The following is a 24,805-nucleotide window of genomic DNA, read 5'->3' on the forward strand; positions in this document are numbered from 1 at the left end:
CCCTATTAGCGCACTTATCCTACAAGAATAAGGCTATAACACGCGGCGCTCACATTTTAACTGTTGTAAGGTTATTTCGAGGGAAATCAATATAATAGAGCGCCAGGGATCGCTGTCATTTGCATGAAACCGTAGCACCGGACGAGAACGATCGGAGATCGCCAATGGACAATGGGAACGAAGCAGTCCGTAAGCCGTTCGCGCTTACACGACGGATGTTTTTGGCATCGTTATCAGCAAGCCTGCTGCCCGGCTCGCTCGGCTTGCTGGGTTCCAGCAATCCTGCTGCGGCCGCCGCAGCTTCCCGCCCCCTCGTCGGAGCCATTCGATGGGACGCCTGGTACGCGCCGGGCTCCCAGCCGACGGAGGCCATGAAGCAATCGCTCGGTCCGGAAAAATATCGTTGGCGGACGCCGTTCTTCGGAACGCAGATGAACCGCGATCCCAACGCGCTCGATTTTTCGGCTTCGATCGAGGCCGAGATGGACAAGGAGATCGACCAGGCCATCTTCGCAGGACTGGACTATTGGGCATTCGCCGCCTACGGCGCCAACCACCCGATGTCGAAAGCCCTGTACGCCTTCAGAGCGCGGCCGAAGGCGGCCGAACTGAGATACTGCATGTTTACCGAGCTCGGGCGATGGGGATCGGCGGCCAAGCTGTCCTCGCTGCCCCAGGAGCACATCGGCCTCATGGCGGACAAGAATTATCTGAGGGTGGAGAACGATCGGCCGCTCTACTTCCTGGGCTTCATCAAGGGTGCGGATGTGCAGCGGAGCTGGGGCGGCGTGCAGGGTCTGCGCACTCAGCTGAGCAAGTTCAAATCCGACGCCAACGGTGCCGGGCTTGCCAATCCCTACATCGTGCTGGCGGGAGACGCGAAATTCCTGAGCCAGGAGGCCGTCAATCTGGGCGCCGACGCGGTAGGCTCATATGCGATCACGACCGGCAACGGCCGCGGCAGCTTTGCCGATCTTGCGAAGTATGCGGAGAAGGGCTGGAACGATCTTTCCGCAAGCCAGGTCCCGGTCGTGCCCACGGTGATGACCGGATGGGACCGCCGCCCGCGCATCGAACGTCCGGTGCCCTGGGAAAAGTCGCAGCGTCCCGGCGATGGCGTCGCCAATTTCTACACCGCCCCGACCAAGAAGGAATTGGCCGGCCATCTGGCGCAATCGATCAATTGGGTGAACAGCCGTGCGCCCGATCGCCGGGCCCCCGCGGTGCTGATCTATGCCTGGAACGAAAACGACGAAGGTGGCTGGCTGGTCCCGACCGTGCCCTGCCAAACCGATCGCCTGGAAGCGCTGCGCGAAGTTCTCAAGGCGACCGCAAAGACGGCGTCGAAAAACCTCTGCTAGATTGGCTACGACGAAGTGTGTCGCGGCGTGCACGGAGCCGCGGCGCACGCTCGATCAAGGCGCTGTTCCGATTGCATCGGAACGGACAACGCGGCTCTCTCCCGATCAACGCCAGCGAATCGGCATGGTCCGATCGTTCGAGTCCACCGTCCGATGCTCCGGATGATAGGGAGCGTAGATCTGCTTGACCCAGTAGTTGAAGTTCGGGTGCAGCTTCACGAAGTCGTAGAACGAATCGCCGAAATTGGACGGGCTGAGGCAGGTCTTGTTCTGCGGCCGCGACGAGATCGCGTTCAGGCAGTACGATTCCATGCACGCCTTCGTCTCGCTCTCCGCCACCTTGCTCAGGCTTCGGAAACTGTTGGTGGAGTGGAGCCGATACAGATAGCGGTCGGTCTCGAGATAGGTCGGCTCGACCTTGGTGACGGCGCGCAGCGCGAAGTCCCAGTCGTGACAATATTTGAGGTCAGCGAGCCAGCCCACCTGTCGCAGCAGTTCACGGCTGAAGACGAAGTTTCCGGTCGACGCCGCAATCTGGGAGTCCAGGAATGTCCATGACAGCGGCGCACCGGCAATCTGCGCCCGATCGATCGCATAGCGCAGGCGTGTGGGAAACTGGTAGTTGCTGATCGACTTGCCGTGCTCGTCGATCGGCTCAACGGCCGAGAAGCCGAAGAACAGCCGCTCATTGGCATATTGATCCGCGAACAGCCGCACTCGCTCCTTCGAGAAAGCATCGTCCGAGTTCAGAAGAAAGATCATGTCGCCGTTCGTCAGCGACAGCGCCCTGTTCCAGGTGTAGTGGGCGCCGAGATTCTGGGGGTTCTTGAGCAGCTTGCACGAGACAAAGCGCTTTCCGAACGACCTCTTCTTGATGACCTTCTGCGCGACCTCAAAACTCTTGTCCGGCGAATTGTCGTCCACGATGACGAGTTCAATGTCGGCAAAGGTCTGCTGATAGACCGTCTCGAGGCACTCCTCGAGATACTGCTCGTGCTTGTAGCACGCGATGACAACGCTTGCGAGCATCGGCGGCGACCTCAACGTCTCACGATGATCGAGTGGCGGGACCTTACGAGTGCGCTGGCTCCGTCACCGACCTCCAGGACCGCGAGTTGATATTCACCATCCGGCAGATCCTGAATCGAGAACGACAGCTGGAAGCCGAAATAGCAATCCCTGCTTTCGGCCTTCATGTACTCCTTGACGTCGACGCGCTCGTGCCAATCGACGATCAGGCAGTACCCGTTGTTGGCCGCGCTCCCCGGAGCAAGCGCCGACAGGATCAGGAATCCCGTCCTCTGTCGGCTGGCTTCGAAAGCATTGCCCGCGCAAATCCATCCCCGCACCAGGATCTCATAGCGCGGATCGACGATCACACGTTCGCCGGTTTGCGAATTGATGTTCTCGATGACCAGCAACGACCCTTCCGGATTGTCTGACGCCCCTTCTGCCTCGACCGGAATGCCGCTTCTTGCGCGTTGGACCCCGGAATGCGTCAGGCCGGATCGGTGCAGGCTTGCAAGCACCTCGACATGCGTCGAGGCTTCTTTCACCGCCCACTCGAGCTCCTGCCTGCTCAGGCAATCCAGCAGATCCGGACTATTGCGAATCTGGGATGAGATGGGCTCCGCCGAAGCGACCCTTCGCACGACCTCGAGGAATGCGCGTCCATGACGCGAATCCGGCTCGAGATGGGCACCCTCGGCCCACTCGTTCCAGGAATTGATGAACACGAGCGACTCGGAGAAGCTGTTGCCCTTGGCCCGCAGCGTCGCGTCGCGCAGCCAGACCTCGAAGGCCTCCGGACTGGACCGGGTGAAGACATGACCGCGCGCGCCCTTGCGCGGCGTATTGTCCCAACGCGGCATCACGGCAGGAAAGAACGGGAAATCGTAGGTCTTGCCGATCGACGATCGCATGGCATCGACATAGTCGTACACCTTACCGGCGAAGGTCGGCGGCGCATCGACTTCGGCCGGCGGCACTTCCCGCGTCGAGACCGTGTGCGGCGGAAACTCGATCGCCGCATCGCAATTGACGTCACGCGGGTCGAACTCGCCGAAGGTCATCGCATTGCAGATCAGCAGCTCGCCGATTCCAAGTTCTCTGGCCCTCTGGCGCCAGATCTCGAACAGGCGCTGCTTGTCCGGCAACAATGACGGCCTGTAGATCACGATGACCTTTCGGCCATCGACGGCGATGTAGCGCTCATCGAGCAGCAGGTCGGCCATGTCGTCGATAAAGCGGACGTCGTCGTCCAGCGAGTGATTTTGTCCCAACAAGAGCTCGGCATCCGAGCCGTCCCACCGGCGGGACCAGTTCTCGTTTGCCCAGCAGATGCAGAACGGCAGGTTCGGCTCGCCGTCCTCGAGCAGCAGCTGAAGCGGCTTCTCCAGCAGCCGTCTCCCCTGAAACCAGTAGACGTAGTAGCAAAATCCATCGATGCCGTACTTGCGCGCAAGGTCGCCCTGCTGACGGCGCGTCTCCGGCAGCCGGACATCGTAGAATCCGAGATCGGCCGGCAACCACGGGGACTCGTGAGCCGGAAACTGGGCGCGCATGCGCGCGACGTTGGTCCACTCGGTGAACCCCGGTCCCCACCACCTGTCATTTTCCTCAAATGAATGGAATTGCGGCAGGTAGAAGCAGATGTAGCGCACCTCTTTGGTGGCGGCGTCCGCCACTCCGGCAACGGTCCTGTTGTCGTTGTTCGGAAACAGCAGATCGTCGTAGTCCTCGATCGAGAAACCCAGCGCAACGACCACTTCGCTCGCGGTGAAGTTCTCGAACAGCGGTATCTCGTAGTACTCGCCGTCGCTCAGGCTGATACGGAGATAGATCTGCGCATGCTTGGGCTCCACCAGCGTGTTTCTCAGGGCACGCGCCAGCCGCCGCCGCACGCCCGGCGTCGATAGATCGATCCGAAATCCCGGACGTCCGATCACGCTCCGTGGGCCGACGCGGGCCGGCATGGATCGGCCGGTGCGTCCCTCTTCAACACAGTGGGAAGCGATGAAGAGCGCTATCGAAACGGTCGAAGCAGGCGACTGGGCGTCGACAATCCAACCCGAAATTCCTCGCCCGGAATATTCGAGGATTGCGCCGCGCAACCGCGATCCCGACTGCAGATCGCTGATATCGGGATCCAGGAACAGGCTCTGCGGATGGTCGTCCTGCTGAACCGGACTGGCAACGGGCAACATATCCTTCGTATCCCTGACGCTCCGTTCGACCATTTTGTTCATTGCCACTCAATCTCCTGCCAACGTTTAACGCCGGCTCCAGTTTCTTTCCCGATCACGCGGACATTCGATCCCGGGATCACACGCTCCAGATCGCGACCTCATGGTTCTTATCGATCATCTTCCCACAACCAGAGGTGCAACGAGCATTTATTCCGCGGACCCACATTAACGCAATCTCTCTATCGTCGATATGAAAGCCATTGTTAGTTCTGCCTAGATTGTCACGCGGACGTGCACGCTTCCGAGCCTTCGCGCCCAAAAACAAAGCCGTTCACCGTCTCTGCAATTGCCTGCGCGCGAGGTGATGTCCGCCTCCAACAATCTCAGCCGACGCTCTCGCCCATCGCCTCGAGACGACGCAGCGCACCTTCGTTGTTCTGCTGCGCCGCCTGTCGATACCAGCGCAGCGCCTGATCGCGGTCCTGCGCGACGCCGTTGCCGGCACGCAACGCATCGCCAATGGCGAGTTGCGCTTCGGCCATGCCTTGCTGCGCAGCGGCCGCGAACCACTCGGCCGCCTTCGCCGGATCGGCGTCGCAGCCCTGGCCTCGTCCGAGCATCACGGCAAGGTTGTATTGCGCGGTCGTGTGACCCTGGCGCGCAGCGGCCTCGTACCATTTCACGCCCTGGACAAGATCCTGCTCGACGCCCTGCCCGGTGCAATACATCACCGCGAGCTTGAATTGCGCTGCGGCGCTGCCGCCATCGGCCGCCTTGACGATCCAGCCGGCGGCCGCCTGCGGATCCTTGAGGCTGCTGTTGGGATCGGAATACAGCAACGCCAATGTGTGCTGGGCCTCGACATGGCCGGCGCTTGCCGCCCGCTTGAACCATTGCACCGCGGCCGGAAGATCGACGGCGCCGCCGGACCTTCCCATGTGAAGCCCGCCCAACTGGAATGCTGCGGCAGAATGCCCCGCCTCGGCGGCATCGGTGAGCAGCGTGCGTGCCTGCACGAGACCGGCTTCGGACGGCTCCTGCTGGATGAGAAACACGGCATAGGCCGTCTTTGCATCGGCATCGCCGCCGTTGGCATTGGCCGCCTTGCTGAGCCATTCGGCAGCGCGCGCCTGATCGCGCGGCACACCGTTGCCCGCCGAGTAGAGCCGGCCGAGTTGTACGCCTGCGGCGCTGATGCCTCCCTCGGACGCGCGCTCGAACCACTTGATCGCGGTCGCGACATCGCGCGTCACGCCGTTGCCGTTGAGATAGAACACCGCGATGTTGTGAGCCGCCGTGGCATGGCCACTCTCGGCCGCGCGCTCGAACCATTTCGCAGCCTGGCGGATGCTGGGCGGAACGCCGGTGCCGGTGGCGTAGAAGCGCCCGGTAAGGAATTGCGCCTGCGCATCGCCGCGTTCGGCCGCCTTCTCATACCAATACGCCGCTTCGCGCAGGTCCGGCTCCGCAGCGGTGCCGAGCGCATAGAACTCGGCCAGCGCCTGGATCGCCGGCAAATAATCCTTCCGCGCCGCCTTGCGCAGCGCGGTCTCGGCCTTGTCGAGGTCCTTGGCCACCCCTTTGCCGCTCAGCCGCAACAGCGCGATGTTGTAGAGCGCGATGGCATCGTCATGGGCAGCTGCACTCTGGAAAAGCCGCGCGGCCTCTTCGACATTCTCGGGAAGCCCGGTGCCCTTGAGGCACATGAAAGCGAGCGCAACCTGCGCGCGGACATGCCCCTGCGCCGCGGCCTTGTGATACCAGATCGCGGCCTGCGCAAGATCGACGGCAACGCCGCGCCCCTGATAGTACACGTCGCCGAGCGCGAATTCGCCGGCCGCGGCCTTCTGCTCGGCCGCAGCCTCGTACCAGCGCAGGGCAACGGCGTGATCCTTGGTGCAGCCTTGCCCGTTGGCGTACATGTCGCCCAGCAGCGCTTGCGCGTCCGCCTTGCCGGCTTCCGCCGCCAACGACATCCAGAGGAAGGCGGCGTCGAGATCCCTCGGCACGCCGATTCCGTTCGGGAACACCAGATCGTGGAGGTTGGTCGCCTTGTCACCCAGCCGCGCCGCCGTGGATTGCCGCCACATCTCGGGCCGGTTCGGTCCGAGCGCGGCCTGAAAGCCGTGGAAGTGGATCAAGCCGAGCTGGAATTGCGCATCGACATGTCCATGCAGCGCGGCGCGTTCGTACCACGCGACCGCGTCCGGAATGTTGCCGATGACGCCCTCGTTCTTCGCATAGAGCAGCCCGATCCGGTAATCCGCCTCCGGGTTGCCCGCGCGCGACGCGAGCCGCCACAAGCGGAGCGCCTCGAGGTATTGCCGGTTCTCGTAAGCCTGCATTCCCCGTTCAAACTGCGATGAGTCTGAACCGGACGAACGGGGCCGGAGCAGGTCGAGAAGGGATCGCGCCGATACCGTCATGGCTCGCGCATTGCTTCTTTTGCGCTGCGCAGCATGCCGCCGAGCAGATACATCGCAACGGACCGGGTGCCGACATTGACATCGCCCTGCAATGTCATGCCGGGGATGAGGCGGAAATTCTTCGGAACATCCTTGAAGTTGGTCTCGTCGACGGAGCATCGCGCCTTGTAGTAGGCATCGACCGGCTTCCCGTCATCATCGGTCGTGAAGGCGCCTTCGCTGATCCAGCGAATCCTGCCCTGCGCCGTACCGTGCTCCGCCGCGTTGAAGGCATCGACCTTCATCGTGCAGGGGTCGTTGGGCCGGACGAAGCCGACATCGCGCGACAGGATCTGGATCTCGGCCTCGAGCCGGGTCTTGAGCGGCATCAGCGTAATGAAGGGATCGCCCGGCTTCAGCACCGATCCGACCGAGAGCTTGGCGAGGGTCAGGACGACCGACGGCTCGGCTGCCGTCCACCGCACCAGATCCTGATGCTTGATGGCCTTGTCATAGTTCGAGCGGGCCGTATCGAGGCTGTTGCGCGTCGTGACCAGATCCTGGCTCAGTTGCGCATTCCATTGCTCGATGAAAGCCTTGCGATCGGCCTTCAGCGATTCCAGCTGGTGTTGCGCTTCCAGCAGCGTGTTGTGCGTGTTGTCGATCTGGCGCAACAGCTCCAGGCGATTGTCCTGGGACAGATACAGGTTCAGCTTGGACCCGCTGCCGCTTTCCGCAAGCGTCGAGCGCATGTCCTCGATCTTGCCGGCGATCTCGGCGCGTTGGCTGTAGCGTTCGTCGTCTTTCTTCGACTTCTGGATCGTCGCTTCGGTCTGGCTGATCTTGGAGTCGTAGCTGTTCACCTGCGCATTGTACTGGGCGACGCGCTGATCGTAGAGTGCCTTTTGCAAGGCGTTGTACCTCGTCACTTCCGGATCGTTGGACTGACCATATGTCAGCGGCTTTCCGGACAATTCGGCCTCGTCGCGGGCAACCTGTGCATCGAGGCTCGCAATCTGCAGCTTGTACTGGGTGACATCGGCCGCGGTGAAGGTCGAGTCGAGGGTCGCGAGCAGCTGCCCGGTCTCGACCTGCTCGCCTTCCCGAACATCGATGGTCTTGATGATCGAGGCGTCCAGGGCCTGCAGCACGTTGATCTGATCGACCGGGACGATCCGGCCGCCGACGCTCGTGATGACCCGATCGACGCGCGTGAAGCACATGATCGCCACGACGGAGACCATGAACGCCGACAGCAAGAACAGCGTCGCCCGAGCCAGCAACGGCTCGGCCGCCTCGCGGATTGCGTCGGTTTCGGACTGGAACTGGCGAACGGTCGCGAGCGAAGCCTGATTAGGAGACAAGGGTCGGACTCCTGAAGTTTTTCTCATTGCGGCCTGTCGGCACGAGATGCGTGTTCTGCTGGTACCAGAGCGAGCTATAGATGTCGTTTCGTTCCAAAAGCTCCTCGTGACGGCCGATATCGTTGACCACGCCGCGATTGAGCACGAGGATCGCATCGGCCTTGGTGAGCGACGACAGCCGGTGCGAGATGATGATCAGCGTGCGCCCCTGGGCGATCCGCGAAATATTCGCGTTGACGATCGTCTCGCTCTCGGCATCGAGCGCACTGGTCGCTTCGTCGAGGATCAGGATCGGAGGATTGACGATCAGCGCTCGCGCGATCGCGAGACGCTGACGCTGGCCGCCGGAAAGATTGGTGGATCCCTCGTAGATATAGGTCTCGTAGCCGCGCGGCAGCTTGTCGATGAACTCCTCGGCGCCCGCCAATCGCGCCGCCCTGACGATATCGTCGAAGGTCGCATCGGGCTTTGCGGCCGAAATGTTTTCGCGAATCGTGCCGCTGAACAGGAAGTTCTCCTGCAGCACGACACCCACGTTGCGGCGGAGATGGTCGACGTCGTATTCGCGGACATCGATGCCGTCGACCTTGATCAAACCGCCGTAGTCGGAGTGCAGGCGCTGCAGCAGCCGGGTGATCGTGGTCTTGCCCGAGCCGCTCTTGCCCATCACGCCCAGCGTGGTGCCGAGCGGAATCTCGAAGGAGACGTTGTTCAGTGCCGGCGACACCGCCCCCTTGTACTTGAAGGTGACGCCGGAGAATTCGACCAGCCCCTTGAGCGGAACCCGCACGCCGTGGCCGGAACGTCCCTCCTCAGGCGGCTGATTCACCAGCCTGCCGACGATCGTGACGGCCGTGCGGGCCTCGTCGTACTGATTGATGAGCTGGGCCATCTGCATCAGCGGGCCGGCGACACGTTGCGACAGCATCAGAAAGGCAAACAGCGCCCCGACATAGACCGGATCGCCGCTCGACACGGCCATGTAGACACCGAACGCATAGGGCGCACTCACCGCCAATCGTTCCAACGGACGCACCACCGTCTGGATGGCGGTTCCGGTCAGGCCTTCGGCAAGACGCGCCTTGGCGACGCGCGCCACAAGCACATCCCACATGTGCCGCTGCCGCTTGTCGAGCGCCAGCGATTTGATGGTCCGCATGCCGTTCAGGCTCTGGATCAGGAAGGCGCCCTGCGCGCCTTCGGCCGCCAGGGTTGCCGAGGACTTCTTCCGGTAGGCCGGCAGCATCAGGACAAGCCAGGTTACGATCACGCCGGCAAAGCCGAGAACCATCAGCGTCATGATCGGGCTGAAGAAGAACATCACGGGCAGGAAGAAGAACAGCGTCGTCGAATCGAGAATGGTTCCGAACAGCTGCCCGGTGAGGAAGCCGCGAATTCGGAACACTTCGCGGATGTCCCTCGAAATCAGGCCGACCGGGTTCTGCTCGAAGTAGTCGATCGGCAGATTGAGCACCTTCTCAAACACGTAGGTCGACAGCTTGACGTCGAGGCGGGCCGTCAGACGCTGCACCAGATACTGCCGCAGGAACGTGAACGCCGCCTCGAACAGGATGAGCACAAGCATGCCGATGCACAGCACGTAGAACGTGTTGTAGGCCTTGTAGAAGATGACCTTGTCGGAGAGCAGCCGCCAGAACATGATCGGGCCGAGGCCCATCAAGCCCAGGATCAACGCCGCGATCGCGACGTCGCGCAGGATACGCCGTTCGCGGAACAGCAGGGCGGTGACAAAGCCGAAGCTGAACGGCTGGGTCTCGTCGGAAATCTCGTAGTCGCGCTTGGCCATGACGACGTCGCCCGACCAGATGTCCTCAAAGCGCGGCTGGTCGATGACGAGCAGCGCATCCTCGCTCGCGTTCGGATCCTGCAAGACCACCCGGGTGCTGTTTTCATCGCCTTCAAGGCGCAGCAGGACCATGTGGCTGCCATCGCGCAGGCGAACGATGGCCGGCAGCGCCCGCTTGAGATGGCTCAGCCCCGTCCAGTCCAGCGTGACGGCCTTTGCCGTCATTCCGGATGAGTTCGCGCACTTCAGAAGTTCCGGAAGCGTGACCTCCTGGTCACCCAGGAGATTGTCGTGGATGAGCTGGGAAGGCGTCAGATGCAGGCCATGCTGCCTTGCCACGAGGACGAGACATGCAAGACCCGAGGGTGGCAGCCCTTCCACCGAAGGTGCGCCGACGAGCGAGAGGTGTTTGGTCATGGATGCCTCGAAGTTTCGACTGCGCAGATCCTGGCCTTAGCGAACTATAACTTATCATTGTTAGTTCGCTAACGCAGCATTTTCAGCACATCGCACCAAAAAGATATATTTCGCGACCGGCACAAAGCCGATTCGAGCGTTGTCACAGACCGTTTAACCACGGAACTTTATAACATTATTTAACATCGACATCACGGCGCGGCGGTCACGGTCTCCCGGAAGTCGAAGCCGCAGGCCTCCAGCTGCGGCCGGATCCGCTCATCCTCGGCCTCGGGCATCAGCGCCAGCGCGCAGACCTCGAAGTTCCCGCTGCGCACGGAAACCGTCGGAAAGCCGGCGCTCAGCAGCAGGTTTCCCATTCGCTCGGACGAGAAGCCGGTCTTGTGCGCCATGTGATGGCGCCCCTGCTCGATTGCGCCGGAATGCCCGTAGATCATATCCAGTGGCCGGATCGGGCCCGCCGGCGAGACATACGCCACCGCACCGAGACCATGGATCAGCATGTGCTGGGCCACCGCCTCAAGGTCGGGCGACATGATCAGCGCAAAGCCATCCGGCTTGAGAACCTCGCGGAACTGCACGAATGTAGGGTGAATCTCATGGGCATAGAGATGCTCCATGACGTGAGAGCACCAGATCGCGTCGAACGAGGCCAGCGGGAACAATCGAGAGAGATCGGTGATCGATCCGACGACGTCCGGATTAACGCCTCCGTCGACATCGAGCCGGACCTCCTCCCACTCCTGCGAGGTCATGAGCGGCTGGATGCGCTTGGTCACCGTCGATCCAGCACCGGCATTCAGCATTTTCTTCTTGGCCAATTCGAGAGCTCCGCGGGTTGGCGCATCAAGCGGCTGAATTCTGCAGCGATCGTTCGTCTTGACCGAACGTGCCGGGGCCGCAGAAGGCGATCGGCCACGGTTCCCATCGTATCAAGCGAGCACCACGCATTTACAAAAGCTACGTGGTCCGAATGTGACCAACTAACGTCTAACATCCGTTGGCGAACATGCCCCAGGCGGAACTTGTGATAGAGGCTGCTGATCTGGGTCATCTGGCCATTGCTGAAGTTGACGTCCAGAGAGCCGTCCTTGCCCGCGGCAATGCCGGTCAGGTCGGCCAAGGCGTGATCCAGAAAGGTCGATCACAACACCATCTGTAATCGCAAAGAAACGCCACCTCAACCAGGGTTGAGGCGGCGCCTTTGATTAGTGGAGACCTAGTTCAGGCCTAGGATCTTACAGCTTGGTCGAGTGACCATCGTTGAAGATCAGGTATTCGATGTTGCTGATCTGGGTCACCTGGCCATTGCTGAAGTTGACGTCCAGAGAACCGTCCTTGCCCGCGGTGATACCAGTCACATCGGTCGAGGCATGATCCAGGAAGGTCAGCGAGTCCTTGCTGCCTGCGCCACCGTCAATGGTGTCGTTGCTGTGGAGGTTGGACAGGTAGAAGTAATCCTGACCCGACCCGCCGACCATCGAGGCCGTGCCGGTGGCGGAGCCCACGAACGAGTCGTTGCCGCCGCCGCCGAACAGCGTCTGCGTGCCCGAACCGGCGACCAGCGTGTCGCTGCCGGAGCCACCATACAGCGTGTCGTTGCCGGCGCCGCCGTAGAGCGAGTCGTTGCCGTCACCGCCAAACAGCTTCGTCGCGTGCGACGCATCGCTGCCCGAATAGAGCACGTCATTGCCGGCGCCGCCGTACTCGGCAACAGTGCCCGTACCGCCGACAATCAGGTCGTTGCCGGCACCGCCATACAGCGTGTCCGCACCGGCGCCACCATACAGCGAGTCGTTGCCGGCACCGCCGTCGAGGATCGAGCCGTGCGAGGCATCCGAGTTCGAGTAGAGCGCGTCGTTGCCGGCGCCGCCGAACAGCTCGTTGTTACCCGAACCGCCGATCAGGACGTCGTTGCCCTTGCCGCCGTCGAGAATCTGGTTGCCCGAACCGCCGGTCAGCGTGTCGTTGCCGTCGCCGCCGAACAGGCGATCGTTGCCGGCACCGCCGTACAGCGCGTCGTTGCCCGTGCCGCCAAGCAGGATGCTGGAATTGCCGGCAGTGCTGCCGGACACCAGCACGTCGTTGCCGCTGCCGCCCAACAGGGTCGACGAGCTGCCGCYGTAAAGCGTATCGTTGCCGGAGCCACCGATCAGGGTGTCGGCACCGATGCCGGACAGCAGATCATCGCCCTTGCCGCCATCGAGCGTGCTGTGACCGGAAACGTTGTCGATCAGGACATCGTCGCCGTTGCCGCCGGAGAGCGAGTCGTGACCCGCGCCACCGAAGATCGTGTCGTTGCCGTTGCCGGCGAGAACTGTGGTGTCACCGGTGCTGTTGACGAAGATCTGATCGTTACCGTTGCCGGTCGCGACCAGCACCGGGGTGCTGCCGTTCACCGTCAGCGTGACGTCCTGGTTGGTCGCCTCGATGATCGCCTTCAGGTTGGCGTCGGTGTTAACAGTGTTATTGGCGTTGGTCTCGATGAGAACGTTGGTGTCCGGGTTGGGGTTGCTGATGCCGGCACCCACCTGCACCGGGATGGTCGCGCCGTTATCCGGGCTGGTGTACCCGATTCCTGCGTTGATCAGATAGTCAAGAATCTGTTGCTGGGTTGCGTGATCGATCGTGGAGTTGATCGCATGTTTGAGGTCGGTCTGGTCGAGATTGTAAGTCGCCATCGATGTAGCCCCTGCTTGGGATACGAGGATTCAAGCCGCTCGCCCACACGTAAGCTGTTGATCCGCAACTGGTTTGTTGCGACGCAGCTCAAATGTGGACACACGTTACGAACTTGTTAAGTCCATTGTTAAGTCCGCAATATCGGGGTGTCAATCAGCAAAGCGCCATTAACGCTTGGTTCCACGAGACTTATGCGAGACTTAGCGCAATTTCGGGCATCGGCTAACATTCCGCGCAGGTCATTCACAAATGTTAGCCGCGGCGCAAAAAAGGGTAGTGATTATACGGGGTTTCATCCGGTGCCCCGGTGGCGCCAGAGCACGGAATTTCGTAGCCTTTGCGCATGGTTCGACGCGATTTTCTGATCTGAAAAAATATTTCTGCGTCACGAGAGGGCGTTTTCAGAAAAGCGTCAAACTTCGCTACCGGCCGACAAACGGAGCGACGCTCTGGCAGGCTCTGGTCATGGCTTAAGAGCGCCAAGCAGGCAAAAATCCGGTAGAATCGGGGCGAATGAGCCGCCCGGCCAAGGCCGCACGAGAGCCAGATCGAGCGTGTGATATAACAAATTAACATCAGATTCGCCGCAATCCATTAATGGCGCGAGCGCCGCAACGAGGCCTGATCCGCGGGCCAGGTAACCGTGAGCGGCAATCATCCAGCGGCGGCGCGTGCGTAAATGGCCTCGAGCAGCCGCAGATTCTCATCCGGCGCGTAGCGCTCGAGATAGGCGGCCCGTGCGGCCTTTCCCCAAACCGTCGCGCGAGCAGGCGCGTCCAGAAGCTCGGCAATCCGCTGTCCGAGCGCGGCCGCATCGCCCGGCGGCACCAATGCGCCGGTCGTGCCTGCGGTTACCACCTCGGCAAGTCCGCCGATCTCGGATGCGATCACCGGCGTACCCTGGGCGAAAGCCTCGACCACGACCATCGGAAATCCCTCGTACCATAGCGACGGCACGACCAACGCCCGGGCGCTCGCCATTTCCCGAAGCACCTCTGAGCGCGAGAGCGCGCCGAGCAACCTGACATTGGCGGGCGCCCGAGCCTCAAGCGCAGCGCGCTCCGGTCCTTCACCGACGATCCGCAAGGGCACGCCGGTCCCCGCAACAGCGTCGAGCAGCACGCCAACGCCCTTCTCGCGGCTCAGCCGTCCGACATAGAGCAGCCCTGTGCGCGGTATGGCCGGATCGGGTGCACCGGGATCGGCCATGAAATTCGGCTTCACGTCGATCCGTCCGGCGTCGAAGCCTGCCTGCGTGAACAGCGTTCGGGCAAACTGCGTCAGCGCGATCAGGCGCACACCGGGCCGCGTCCAGGTGCCGCGGCGCCGGTGCTGCGCGATCATGTAGGCCGAGGCCAGCGAGCCCGGCAGCGATCCGCGGTAGCAGCGATGGGCAACACCCCAGAGATGGCTGCGGTCCAGGCATTTGTGGCAAATGCGGCCGTCGCGCAACAACATGCCGCCGGTGCAGATGGTGCGATAATTGTGCAGCGTCACCACCGCGGGCACGCGCTGTTGCCGGCAGACATCGAACACGGCGGGCGAGAGCAGCGGGAAAAAATTATGGACGTGCACGATGTCGGGGCGGAAGCGGTCGATCGCTTCCGCCATGGCCCGCTTTCCCTCCGCATTGTCTGCGATCGACAGCGTCGTCGCGATCCGCGCGGCCAGCGAGTTGATCGCCTCGTTGCTGACCGTGAGCGTCTCAACATCGTGTCCAGCGCCGCGCAACAGGTCGACTTCCGCTTCGAACACGACGTCTTCGCCGCCGCGTCCTTGATACCTGTTGTGAGCGACCAGGATCTTCATGATCGGCGCGCCGGCTCGGAAAACCAGCGCAGCTCCGTCACCAGGCTTTGGCCGGCGGCGAGCGTTCCAGAGCCGATCAGCGTCGTCGCCGGCACCTTGAGATCGAACGAAGGCGAGTACCAGCCGGCCAGCATGGCTTCGTCACCGCGATGCGGCGTCCAGCCGAGCGCCGCCGGCAGCTCGAGCTCGCCGCGTCCGCCGGGCCATGCGAGCTGCGCAATTCGCCCTTCGAGCTTGCATTCGACCTCGGGACCGAGGTGCCAGCTGAGGCTCGCCGGCACAGCAAGGCCTTCATCGGCAAGGACGATATCCGTGACGACGAGCCGCGCCGCCCGACGCTGCAATTGCACCGAACGGCGGTGCACGAGACCTGCTGCGTCCTGATACCCTGAATGCTCCGCGACCCAGCTTGCGTCCGCGTCACGATCGTCCAGCCCGCTCGATGCGATCAACCGGCTCTGCGCATGCCGCGTCCAGAGAAACGGCCCGCCCGATACCGATTGGTCGCGCCCGAACAGGCAGAGCGTGTTGTGCGCCAGCGTGGAACGGAAATAGGCCCGCCATCGCGGATCACCGTGATAGCAATAAGTGCCGGGGTCGGCGAGGATATCGACCCCGCCGATCCGGCATTCGAGCGACAGCGCATCCGCATGGGCATGCCCCGCAATGCGGCCGAAGCCATGCGGACCGTGATCGCAGCGGCACCACACGGCTCGGTCGGCATCGACGAGAAAAGTCTGTCCCGCCTCAACAAGCAAATGCGGGCGGCGCGCAGGGCGCGCGGCGATCGCACGCGCCTTGATGCCGTCGGCCAGAAAAAACGTGCGCAGATCGGGCTCGAGCAGTTTGGGCCACCACTCCAGCTCGCCGAACAGGCGCGTCCCGGTGGCGAGCAAACCGAGCCAGCGATTGCTGGCGTGATCGTCGAGCAGCAGGCCGATACCGTCATCGCCATCACCCTGACGGGGAGGACGAGCGCGATCGTCGAGCATCGCGGCGATGACGTCGCCCATGCGGCACATCGTGGTCCAGACCACGTCGTCCAGCTGGTGCCCGGACGCTTCGCCCTGCACCGCCGCGGCCAGCAGCAGTTCAAGGACGAAGCCGTGGTAATCGGTCGCGAGCTCACGATTGCTGCCGCAGGCGAAGGTCTGTGCAACAGCTTCGTCTGCCAGCGTCCTGGCGGCATCCTGGCGCCACAGCGCGCTGTCGCGGAAGAAGGGAAACACGCAGGCCGCCACGAACTGCCCGGCAGCCTCTGCGATGATGTGGTTGTTGGCGGAGGAGCCCCGGCTCGGAAACTGCGACAGCCAGTATTGATGGGCATAAAGCTGCGTCAGGAACTGGTCGTTGTCCTCGAACAATGCTGGCGCGCCGGGCCAATTCCGCAGCAGCTGGCGCACCCACGCCCACGAGATCAGCCGAACGCCAAGCTCGATGCCGCTGATCCAGTGCGGCCCGCACGGAAACGGATTTTCGCGCCACCAGCTTGTGAGATGCGCAGCCACGCGCCTGGCGTAGCGCTCGTCAGAGGTCAGGTCATACGCGGCCGCGAGCACCGTCAGATGGTGGTGACGCGACGGCTCCCAGATGTATTTGATGTTCCCGACCGCGGCTTCGTCGCGATAGGGAACCGCAAACGCGTACATGTCCGCGGGCGCCCGCTTGCCGCTTCTGATATCGACGAACCAGTCGGGCCGCTCGCCCAGGGCATCATGATCTCGGGCGAAGACCCGCCAATGTCCGGCGAGAATCCGCTCGGCAGCATGGATCAACCGCCCGGTGGCCTGCTGCGGAGCGTGCGCCGGCAAGGGCAGCGGCTTCAGCCGCGGCCGCCGCGGGCCTGGGGTTAGCCTCGCGCTGGCGTGTCGGGCGATATCTGGCGGAGTGATGCGCCAGAGCAGGCGCAGCAGCTGGTCGTTCACCCGTCCCGCAACCTCGGACGGCTCCATACGCTGCAGCCTGCGCAGGTACCAGGCCGGGTTCATCTCAACGCAGTCGCCGCGCGCGCGACGCCTTGCTCTGCTGCGCCGATCGTCAGATCGACCGGCATTCCGGCGGCCGCGCTCTCCTGCACCGCGAGGGTTGCGCGGGTGGTCGCAAGCAGAGAATCGAGAGCGATCGGCATCGCGGCCCCCGATGCGACCGCCGCAACGAAGGCGTCCAGCATCGGCCGCTGCCCCTTGTCGAGCCGCGCTTTCTTCGCCGTCCGCTGTCCGGCGTGCCAGACCTCGAAGCCCGCGAAATTGTCGAAGGCGGCAAAGCCGGTGCTGGCCGATATTTCGAGCGCCTCCTTCGGCACCCGCGGGTCGCCGCCGGTAAGATAGCTGAGGCTCGCAACCGAGCCGTCGGCAAAGTCGAACGTGGCGATGAGATTGTCGACGTCCTTGCCGGCAGCACGCGCGGAGACGCGCACCGGCTCGGCGCCGAGCCACCAGGACAGCACGTCGATGAAATGCCCGCCCTCGCCGACAAAGCGGCTACCCTCGCTCCCGGACTGCAGATACCAGGATGATTTCTCGAGCGGGCCGGCGATGACGCGATATTGCAGGGTCTGCGGCCCTGCCGGCGCGAACACCGCCCGCATGCCCTGCAGCAGCGGCGAGAAGCGGCGGTTGAAGCCGACCATCAGCCTGTCGTTGCCGCTCTCGCGGATCACCTGCTCCAATTCACCGAGCTCGTCTGCATCGATCGCGAGCGGCTTCTCGACAAACACCGCCTTGCCGGCGCGCAGCGCTTGCGCCGCAAGGCCGGCGTGGGAGGCATGGCGCGTCGCGATTAGCACGGCGTCGATATCGCCAGCCTCGAGCACCGCGGCCGCATCGGTCGAGGCACGCGCGAAGCCGAACTTGCGCACCGCGGTGGCGCCGCTCAGGCCGGTGTTGGTCGAGACCTCGACGAGATCGACGCGCGCGTTATTTGCAAGCTGCGGCAACAGCATGCTGGAGGCATAATTGCCCGCGCCGATGACGCCGAGCCGCACCCGGCCGCTGCGCAACGCGACAGCCGGACGATAGACCATCTGCATCGTGCGGGGAGCGGCGTCCGGATAGGCAAACACCATGCCGAGGCCGACCTCGCCCCGGCTCATGCGCTCGAATGCTGCCGTCGCCTGCTCCAGCGGCACCATTTCGGAAATCAGCGACGAAAAATCGAGCCGCCCGTCGGCGAGCAGCGCGACAATCGCCTCCATGTTGCGTTTCTCGGTCCAGCGCACATGGCCGATCGGGTAGTCGATGCCGCCCTCCTCGTAGAGCGGATCGTAGCGGCCGGGGCCGTAGGAGCGCGAGAATCGAACGTCGAGTTCCTTGTCGTAGAATTCGTTCCACGGCAGGTTCAGCGTGCATTTGCCGATATCGACGATGCGGCCGCGGTCGCGCAGCAGCGCGGCCGAGCGCGAAGCGAGATCGGGATCCTCGCTCCCAGCCGTGATGAACACGCAATCGACGCCATTGTCCGCGGTCAGCTGGTCGATCCGGGCGCGAAACCCGGCCGCGCCATCATCCGATGCGACCGCGCAGACCGCGGCCCCCGCAGCCTCGGCCTGACGACAGCGCGGCTCCAGCCTGTCGAGCCCTGTGACCACGACGCCGGCGCTGCGCAGCAGGCGTACCATGATCTGCCCGATCAGGCCGAGGCCGACCACGCAGGCCGTCTCGCCGAAGCGGATCTCCGACTGGCGCATCGCCTGCAGCGCGATCGATGCGATCGTCGTGAACGCGGCCTGATCGAGCGCGGCACCGTCCGGCAGCGGCACGCAGAGGTTCACCGGCACCCAATTGTATTCAGCGTGGGTTGCATATTGATTGCCGCCGCAGCAGACCCGCTGTCCGACCGAGAAGCCGCCGACGCCCTCGCCCACCTCCACGACGGTGCCCGACAGCGAGTAACCGAGCGGCGTGTAGGAATCGAGCCGGTTCATCACCTTCTGATAGGTCGCAAGCAATCCCTGCTGGCGGACCGAGCGTGCCACCTTGGCAACCTGGTCGGGGCGCGCACGCGCCTTGCCGAGCAGCGACAGCCGGCCCTCGGTGAACTTCATCATCTCGGTGCCGGTCGACACCGCCGAGAACGCGGTGCGCACCAGGACCCCGCCGGGGCGGCACCGCGGCGCCGGCACATCGACCAGCCTGAGCTCGCCGCTCTTATAGTTTTGCGCGATCTGCTTCACAGTCGGTCAACCGCCTCAAGTTAACAGCGCCCGTTGTATCGTGCCCGCCGCCTGCAACGGGGGTAAGAACGTCGTGATCGTTATCCCATGGTTCGGGGATTTAACATCATTATCATTCCAGCAACAGGACCGGTTTGGGCGATATCTCGACCTCGCTGTTAGCGACAGACCCTTCACCACCGTCGAGGCCCTGGTACCGGCCAAAACGGGGGTCGACCCGATAGATGGACCGCCCCTTGGTGGTCCAGAGAATCAGACCGCTGCGGCCATCCTTCATGCGCAGATCGACGCGCCAGATCGACGGCGACGTCCTGGCCGCGGCCACGACGCTGGCGCCGACCAACCAAGACTGGACGGTGCGATAGGCGATTCCGCTCGGAAGCAACCCGCGCGCCCGATCCCATAATTTGCCGAAGTCGCCGCCTCCGCCGGCGAACTCGTACCAATAGAACCGGTCGACACCGTTGATCCATTTCAGGATATAGGCGCGTGCCAGACAGCCATCCGGGTTGTCCTCATGCGACGGCCAGCCGGCCTCGGTGTCCCAGATCGGCCGTGTGGCGAGATCGTGCGCGCCGAGGATCTGCCTGAAGCGCGCGATAATTCCGATCACCGCTTCGGGCTCGCTCGCATAGCCATGGAAGGCGAAGACATCGGCATATTGGCCGCCGCCTTGCGCCATGAAGGCCGTTTGCCAGCGATAGCCGTCCGGCGTGCCGTTGGACGCCGGCGTCAGCACGGTCAAGGTGGGATCGCTGGCCTTGATGATCTCGTAKGCCSGCTTCTGCATCTGGACCATGGTCGCGATGTCGCCCGAGTAATATTTGGGATCCTCGGGCTCGTTCCAGATTTCCCAGTATTTGATGCGGCCGGCGGCGCGCGCAACGGCCGCATGCACCCATTCATCCCATGATGCGAGATCGGCAGGCGGCGAACTTGCGCCGGGCGCGAACGCCGGCGGCGCATCCTTCACGGACGCGGCCCAACGCGGCGTGAAGGCGAGATTTAGAACGACATCGACGTGCTCGCGCTCGGCCGCCGCAAGAATGGCGTCGAAGCGCGCCCAATTGTAGATGCCGGGCGCCGGGTTGACCTGCGCCCAGTAGATCGCGCCCCAAAGCCGAACGCCGTCAAATTTGAGCGCCGGCCACGGTTGTGACTGCCCGATCGCATTGATCGTCATGCCGAAAAGCGTCGGCGGTATCACCACGTTCACGCGGCTCACATTGAGCGCATCGTTTGCCGCCGCACCCGCCCACTGCAGCGGCCATTTGTGAGCCAGTGGCGCCAGCGCACTCAAAACCAGCGCAATCAACGCCGTTTGCACCCAATCCCTCACTTTGCCTGCCATGTCGGTGTCTCGCCGCCGTCACATCCGCCTCGGGATTGCATAATGGGAGTCGCTCATGTTAATGCCGATGTTAGTCCGATTGTGATGTTGTTAGGTCAATGATATAGATCATCGCAGATGTCGAGAGCTGAACCATCACCGCGGCGGATCCTGATCATCGTCGAGAACCTTCCGGTTCCTTTCGATCGCAGGGTGTGGTGCGAGGCAACGTCGCTGCGCCAGGCGGGCTATGAAGTTTCGGTGATCTGCCCGAAGGGCCGCGGTCATGACGAAGCTTACGAATGCCTCGACGGCATTCACATTTACCGCCATCCGATGCCGGTGGAGGCGCGCGGGATCGCCGCCTACCTCATTGAATATCCGGTCGCGCTGTTCTGGGAGACGTGGCTTGCGATCAAGGTGGCATGGAAGCACGGCTTCGACGTGATCCATGGCTGCAATCCGCCCGACCTGATCTTCCTGATCGGCCTGCTGTTCAGGCTCGGCGGCAAGCGCTTCGTGTTCGATCATCACGACGTCAATCCCGAGCTCTACGAAGCAAAATTCGGCCGTCGGGATTTCTTCTGGCAGCTGCTGCGGCTGGTCGAATATCTCACTTTCAAGACCGCGAGCATCTCGATCGCGACCAACGAATCCTATCGCGAGATCGCGATCACCCGCGGCCGGATGCCGGCCAATCGGATCCACGTGGTGCGCTCCGGCCCCAATCTCGAACGGGTGCGCTCCCGCCCCGTCGATCCGGCCTGGCGCCGCGGCCGGCGCTACAGCGTCGGCTATGTCGGCGTGATCGGCCAGTCGGAAGGCATCGATCTGCTGCTGCAGTCGATCGGCCACATCGTGCACGATCTCGGCCGCACCGACATCCAGTTCAACATCGCCGGCATCGGGCCGGAGTGGAATGCAGTGGTCAAGCTCTGCGCGGAGATGCAGCTTTCCGACTACGTGAATTTCACCGGCGCGATCGCCGACGAGGCGCTGTTTACGATGCTCTCGACCGCAGACGTCTGCGTCAATCCGGATCGCGTCACGCCGATGAACGACATCTCGACCATGAACAAGATCATGGAGTACATGGCGCTCGGACGGCCGATCGTTCAGTTCGACGTTCGCGAAGGCCGGCGCTCCGCGCTCGAAGCCTCGCTCTATGCGGCGAAGAACGATCCGCAGGATTTCGCCGGCAAGATCGTCGCGCTGATCGACGATCCGTCGCTGCGGCAGACGATGGGGGCATTTGGCCGCAGCCGCGTCGAGCGCGAATTGTCCTGGACGCACGAGGAGCCGAAGCTGCTCGCCGCCTATGAGGCGTTGTTTGCCAGGAAGCTCCCCTGGCGGAGCCGCCTACCGCGCGCGAACGCCGCCGCGGAGCGGCCAGCCTCGCAGGCGTCCGGCGTCCGCGCCAATGCAGCCGCCGGGCGGGCATCGCGTTGAACGCCCTGCCGCCTCACTCACGTCAAGCGCGACGCGACCGCCGCCAGATGCAGGTCGCTGGATTGTTGAAGGGCGAAGCATGAACGTCAGCATTTTCGGCCTCGGCTATGTCGGAACGGTCTGCGCCGTCTGCTTCACTGAACTCGGTCACCAGATCATCGGTGTCGACAAGAGCATGGCGAAGGTCGACTTGATACAAAGGGGCCGATCGCCGGTCATCGAACCCGGCATCTCGGACAAGGTGGCGCACGCCGTCGCGACAGGTCAGCTGACCGCAACCACCGACGCCACCGAGGCGATCGTCAACAGCGACATATCGATGGTCTGCGTCGGCACGCCGTCGTCCGGCAACGGCAATCTCGACCTGACGGCGATCCGGCAGGTCGCCATCGAGATCGGCCGCGGGCTGCGGGCGAAGAACGCGCCGCATACCGTGACGATCCGCTCCACCGTGCTGCCCGGCACCACCCGCAGCACCGTCGGACCGCTGATCGAGGAAGCCTCCGGCAACAAGATCGGACGCGACTTCGACCTCGCCTTCAATCCGGAATTCCTGCGCGAAGGCAGCGCCATTGCCGATTTCAACGCGCCGTCCAAGACCGTGGTCGGCGCCTTCAATCAGGAAACCGCCGACCGCGTCATGGCGCTCTACAAGGATCTGCCCGGGGCCAAGATCACCCCGCCGGTCGAGACCGCCGAGCTGGTCAAATATGTCGACAACAGCTGGCATGCGCTGAAGGTCAGCTTCGCCAACGAGATCGGCACCATCGCAAAGACGCTCGGCATCGACGGCCGCGACGTCATGAACATCTTCCTGCAGGACACGCGGCTCAACATCTCGCCGGCCTATCTGCGGCCGGGTTTCGCCTTCGGCGGCTCCTGCCTGCCCAAGGACGTCAAGGCGCTGAGACATTTGGCGCACAGCCGCGGCCTGTCGACGCCGGTGCTCGAAAGCATCCTGCCGAGCAACGACATGATCATGTCGCGCGGTGCCGACTGGATCCTGTCGCATGACGGCCGCCGCATTGCCTTCCTTGGCATCAGCTTCAAGGCAGGCACCGACGATGTTCGCGACAGCCCCTTCGTCGAGCTCGTGAAAAGCCTGCGCGGCGAGCGGCGCGACATCCGGATCTACGACCCCAACGTGCAGCTCTCGCAGCTGATCGGCGCCAACCGCGACTTCATGATGCGCAACCCGGAGCTGGTCGGCCTGCTGCATGACGATGTGACGGCGACGATCGAATGGGCCGACATCATCGTGCTGACGACGGCCGATCCGCGCTTCGTTGCGGCGCTGACGGCAACCCGGCCCGACCAGGTGGTGCTCGAACTGTCTGATATCGGATTGCCCGACGAGGTGCGCGCCAAAGTGAGCGGCTTCCACTGGTAGGGAAAACCATGGCCACCATGGCCCAGACCCGCGACCGCCCCGAAATCCGCTTTCACGACGAGATTTCGTCGGAATGGGAGAGGCTGCATCGGAGCCGCACCTTCAGGGCGCGCACCGCCGCGATGTTCGAGCTGCTCGGGAATGCGGACCTCAATGGCCAGCGCTGGCTGGATGCAGGTTGCGGCACCGGAACGCTGTCCCGCCTGCTCGCCGCACGCGGCTGCGACGTCATCGGCGTCGACGCCTCGTCGGAGATGATCGCGGCGGCACGCCGCCGCCCCGGTGACGGCCCGCCGGCGGACCGGCTCACATTCCGGCAAATTCCGACCGTCGCAAACCTGCCGTTCGCCGATCGATCCTTCGACGGTGTGCTCTGCGCGAGCGTACTGGAATATGTCCCCGACGTGGGGCAGTGCCTCGGTCAGATCCATCGCGTGCTCAGGCCCGGCGGGCTATTGCTGGTCTCGATCCCCAACCGCGGATCGCTGCTGCGCCAGGGCTACAAGCTCGCGCACGCCGCCTCCTCACGCGTGTCTTCGCGGCCGCTGTTCCGCTACCTCGCCTTTTCCAAATTCGACACCACGCCGGCCATCATGCAAGGCCTGCTGCGACGACAGGGTCTCACCATGCTCGGCGCCAGCTTTGCCGGCTCCCCACTCCCGGCGGCGCTCGATCGCCGGCCCGCGGTCGGCACGCTGATCAATTTCCTCGCCCGGCGCGACGATTGATGCGGCAGGCAGATGCCCGCCTCATGCCTTGATCGCCATCAGCGACTTGGTCATGCCGAAATATCGCTCGGGATAGATCTTCGCATCCGGAAAGGTTTCGGCCATCTCGCGCCAGTCGAACAGGTGCCAGTCTGGCGCGGTCCGCTTGAACCAGAAACGGTTGAATAGTTCAATCAGCGTGATTTGCAGCCGCCTCGGTAGCAGCACGATGATTCCGGGCAGCCAGGTATGGCTTTCGATCGGAAAGTACCGATACGGCGTCTGCACGTAGAACGACTTCGCAACCCGCGAGATCTCACCGGCAAAGCGGTTCTGGTGCTCGCGCGCGACCGTCCGGAATGCCGCGTCGTTCGCGATCGTCACGACGTCCTGCTTCGGCCCGGTAACGTGCTCGATCACCGACGAGCAGAAACAGAAGTCGAACGCCTGATCCTTGAACGGCAGCCGCTCGGTCTCCTGCAGCAGCACCGTCTTGAACCCGAAGCGCTCGCGCGCGGCCGCCAAATCGCTGGCCGAGATGTCGCAAACCGTGATGTCGGTATGAAACGGCAGGATCGCGCGAATGTGCCGGCCGGTACCGCCGCCGAGATCGAGGATTTTCGCATCGAGCGGCAGGTTCACGGTGCGGACGAGAAACTCGCCGCGCCGCCGGCGTGCCGCCCCGGAGAATCGGGCTTGGATGGCGCCGAGCAAAGTCAGTCTCC

Annotated in this window: 17 protein-coding genes; 4 read left to right on the forward strand and 13 right to left on the reverse strand. The window is 63.3% G+C overall.

The genetic code is table 11. From position 1 onward, the window contains the following. The first annotated feature begins 371 nt into the window (after positions 1-371). Positions 372-1,361, forward strand: coding sequence for a glycoside hydrolase family 71/99 protein (locus AKN83_RS06140; RefSeq protein WP_244521906.1), 990 nt, complete (start codon positions 372-374; stop codon positions 1,359-1,361). Positions 1,362-1,466: 105 nt separating this feature from the next. Here AKN83_RS06140 and AKN83_RS06145 read toward each other — a convergent pair whose 3' ends face one another. The 12 genes from AKN83_RS06145 to AKN83_RS06195 all read right to left on the reverse strand — a co-directional run bounded on the left by AKN83_RS06145 (position 1,467) and on the right by AKN83_RS06195 (position 20,555). After that, a complete protein-coding gene (locus AKN83_RS06145; protein ID WP_050400828.1) occupies positions 1,467-2,390 on the reverse strand; it encodes a glycosyltransferase family 2 protein in 924 nt (307 codons plus the stop codon). Between the two features lie 11 nt (positions 2,391-2,401). Further along, positions 2,402-4,609, reverse strand: a complete 2,208-nt coding sequence (locus tag AKN83_RS06150) for a glycosyltransferase WbsX family protein (protein WP_050400829.1) — start codon at positions 4,607-4,609, stop codon at positions 2,402-2,404. A gap of 323 nt (positions 4,610-4,932) precedes the next feature. Continuing rightward, positions 4,933-6,975: a tetratricopeptide repeat protein gene (locus tag AKN83_RS06155; protein ID WP_050400830.1), complete on the reverse strand. Its 2,043-nt coding sequence runs from the start codon at positions 6,973-6,975 to the stop codon at positions 4,933-4,935. Continuing rightward, positions 6,972-8,318: an HlyD family type I secretion periplasmic adaptor subunit gene (locus AKN83_RS06160; protein ID WP_050400831.1), complete on the reverse strand. Its 1,347-nt coding sequence runs from the start codon at positions 8,316-8,318 to the stop codon at positions 6,972-6,974. Before AKN83_RS06160 ends, AKN83_RS06155 begins: the two co-directional genes overlap by 4 nt. Beyond that, positions 8,308-10,542, reverse strand: a complete 2,235-nt coding sequence (locus tag AKN83_RS06165) for a peptidase domain-containing ABC transporter (RefSeq protein ID WP_050400832.1) — start codon at positions 10,540-10,542, stop codon at positions 8,308-8,310. Before AKN83_RS06165 ends, AKN83_RS06160 begins: the two co-directional genes overlap by 11 nt. Positions 10,543-10,733: 191 nt before the next feature. Continuing rightward, on the reverse strand, positions 10,734-11,348 hold the full coding sequence (locus AKN83_RS06170; RefSeq protein ID WP_050400833.1) for a class I SAM-dependent methyltransferase: 615 nt from the start codon (positions 11,346-11,348) through the stop codon (positions 10,734-10,736). Beyond that, the gene (locus AKN83_RS39475; protein WP_157113228.1) at positions 11,342-11,665 is read right to left on the reverse strand and encodes a hypothetical protein; all 324 of its coding nucleotides are present in this window, start codon (positions 11,663-11,665) and stop codon (positions 11,342-11,344) included. Before AKN83_RS39475 ends, AKN83_RS06170 begins: the two co-directional genes overlap by 7 nt. Positions 11,666-11,780: 115 nt before the next feature. Continuing rightward, on the reverse strand, positions 11,781-13,223 hold the full coding sequence (locus AKN83_RS06175; RefSeq protein WP_063695207.1) for a calcium-binding protein: 1,443 nt from the start codon (positions 13,221-13,223) through the stop codon (positions 11,781-11,783). A gap of 655 nt (positions 13,224-13,878) precedes the next feature. Then, positions 13,879-15,033 carry a glycosyltransferase family 4 protein gene (locus tag AKN83_RS06180; protein ID WP_050400835.1) on the reverse strand — a complete coding sequence of 385 codons (1,155 nt, stop codon included), beginning with the start codon at positions 15,031-15,033 and terminating at the stop codon, positions 13,879-13,881. Next, complete coding sequence (locus AKN83_RS06185; protein ID WP_050400836.1) at positions 15,030-17,021, reverse strand: heparinase II/III family protein; 1,992 nt, start codon at positions 17,019-17,021, stop codon at positions 15,030-15,032. The genes AKN83_RS06180 and AKN83_RS06185 overlap by 4 nt, the downstream gene beginning before the upstream one ends. Beyond that, complete coding sequence (locus tag AKN83_RS06190) at positions 17,018-19,204, reverse strand: bi-domain-containing oxidoreductase (protein ID WP_050400837.1); 2,187 nt, start codon at positions 19,202-19,204, stop codon at positions 17,018-17,020. Before AKN83_RS06190 ends, AKN83_RS06185 begins: the two co-directional genes overlap by 4 nt. Positions 19,205-19,316: 112 nt before the next feature. Then, a complete protein-coding gene (locus tag AKN83_RS06195) occupies positions 19,317-20,555 on the reverse strand; it encodes a glycosyl hydrolase (protein WP_244521908.1) in 1,239 nt (412 codons plus the stop codon). Between the two features lie 117 nt (positions 20,556-20,672). On the opposite strand from AKN83_RS06195, the gene AKN83_RS06200 reads away from it, so the two are divergent. The 3 genes from AKN83_RS06200 to AKN83_RS06210 all read left to right on the forward strand — a co-directional run bounded on the left by AKN83_RS06200 (position 20,673) and on the right by AKN83_RS06210 (position 24,101). Further along, a complete protein-coding gene (locus AKN83_RS06200) occupies positions 20,673-21,983 on the forward strand; it encodes a glycosyltransferase family 4 protein (protein ID WP_050404951.1) in 1,311 nt (436 codons plus the stop codon). A gap of 79 nt (positions 21,984-22,062) precedes the next feature. Beyond that, positions 22,063-23,373, forward strand: coding sequence for a nucleotide sugar dehydrogenase (locus tag AKN83_RS06205; RefSeq protein ID WP_050404952.1), 1,311 nt, complete (start codon positions 22,063-22,065; stop codon positions 23,371-23,373). Between the two features lie 8 nt (positions 23,374-23,381). Next, positions 23,382-24,101, forward strand: a complete 720-nt coding sequence (locus tag AKN83_RS06210) for a class I SAM-dependent methyltransferase (protein ID WP_050404953.1) — start codon at positions 23,382-23,384, stop codon at positions 24,099-24,101. 21 nt (positions 24,102-24,122) lie between these two features. On the opposite strand, the gene AKN83_RS06215 is transcribed toward AKN83_RS06210, so the two are convergent. Beyond that, entirely contained in the window at positions 24,123-24,794 is a 672-nt protein-coding gene (locus AKN83_RS06215) for a class I SAM-dependent methyltransferase (protein ID WP_050404954.1), read from the reverse strand. Between the last annotated feature and the right edge of the window lie 11 nt (positions 24,795-24,805).

This window comes from Bradyrhizobium embrapense, from assembly GCF_001189235.2.
Classification (GTDB): Bacteria; Pseudomonadota; Alphaproteobacteria; order Rhizobiales; family Xanthobacteraceae; genus Bradyrhizobium; species Bradyrhizobium embrapense.

Bases quoted from the DNA above. Each gene is read 5' to 3' on its own strand.
- AKN83_RS06140 (WP_244521906.1), top strand. From the start codon at position 372: ATGAAGCAATCGCTCGGTCCGGAAAAATATCGTTGGCGGACGCCGTTC.
- AKN83_RS06145 (WP_050400828.1), bottom strand. From the start codon at position 2,390: ATGCTCGCAAGCGTTGTCATCGCGTGCTACAAGCACGAGCAGTATCTC.
- AKN83_RS06150 (WP_050400829.1), bottom strand. From the start codon at position 4,609: ATGAACAAAATGGTCGAACGGAGCGTCAGGGATACGAAGGATATGTTG.
- AKN83_RS06155 (WP_050400830.1), bottom strand. From the start codon at position 6,975: ATGACGGTATCGGCGCGATCCCTTCTCGACCTGCTCCGGCCCCGTTCG.
- AKN83_RS06165 (WP_050400832.1), bottom strand. From the start codon at position 10,542: ATGACCAAACACCTCTCGCTCGTCGGCGCACCTTCGGTGGAAGGGCTG.
- AKN83_RS06170 (WP_050400833.1), bottom strand. From the start codon at position 11,348: ATGCTGAATGCCGGTGCTGGATCGACGGTGACCAAGCGCATCCAGCCG.
- AKN83_RS06180 (WP_050400835.1), bottom strand. From the start codon at position 15,033: ATGAAGATCCTGGTCGCTCACAACAGGTATCAAGGACGCGGCGGCGAA.
- AKN83_RS06185 (WP_050400836.1), bottom strand. From the start codon at position 17,021: ATGAACCCGGCCTGGTACCTGCGCAGGCTGCAGCGTATGGAGCCGTCC.
- AKN83_RS06200 (WP_050404951.1), top strand. From the start codon at position 20,673: ATGTCGAGAGCTGAACCATCACCGCGGCGGATCCTGATCATCGTCGAG.
- AKN83_RS06205 (WP_050404952.1), top strand. From the start codon at position 22,063: ATGAACGTCAGCATTTTCGGCCTCGGCTATGTCGGAACGGTCTGCGCC.
- AKN83_RS06210 (WP_050404953.1), top strand. From the start codon at position 23,382: ATGGCCACCATGGCCCAGACCCGCGACCGCCCCGAAATCCGCTTTCAC.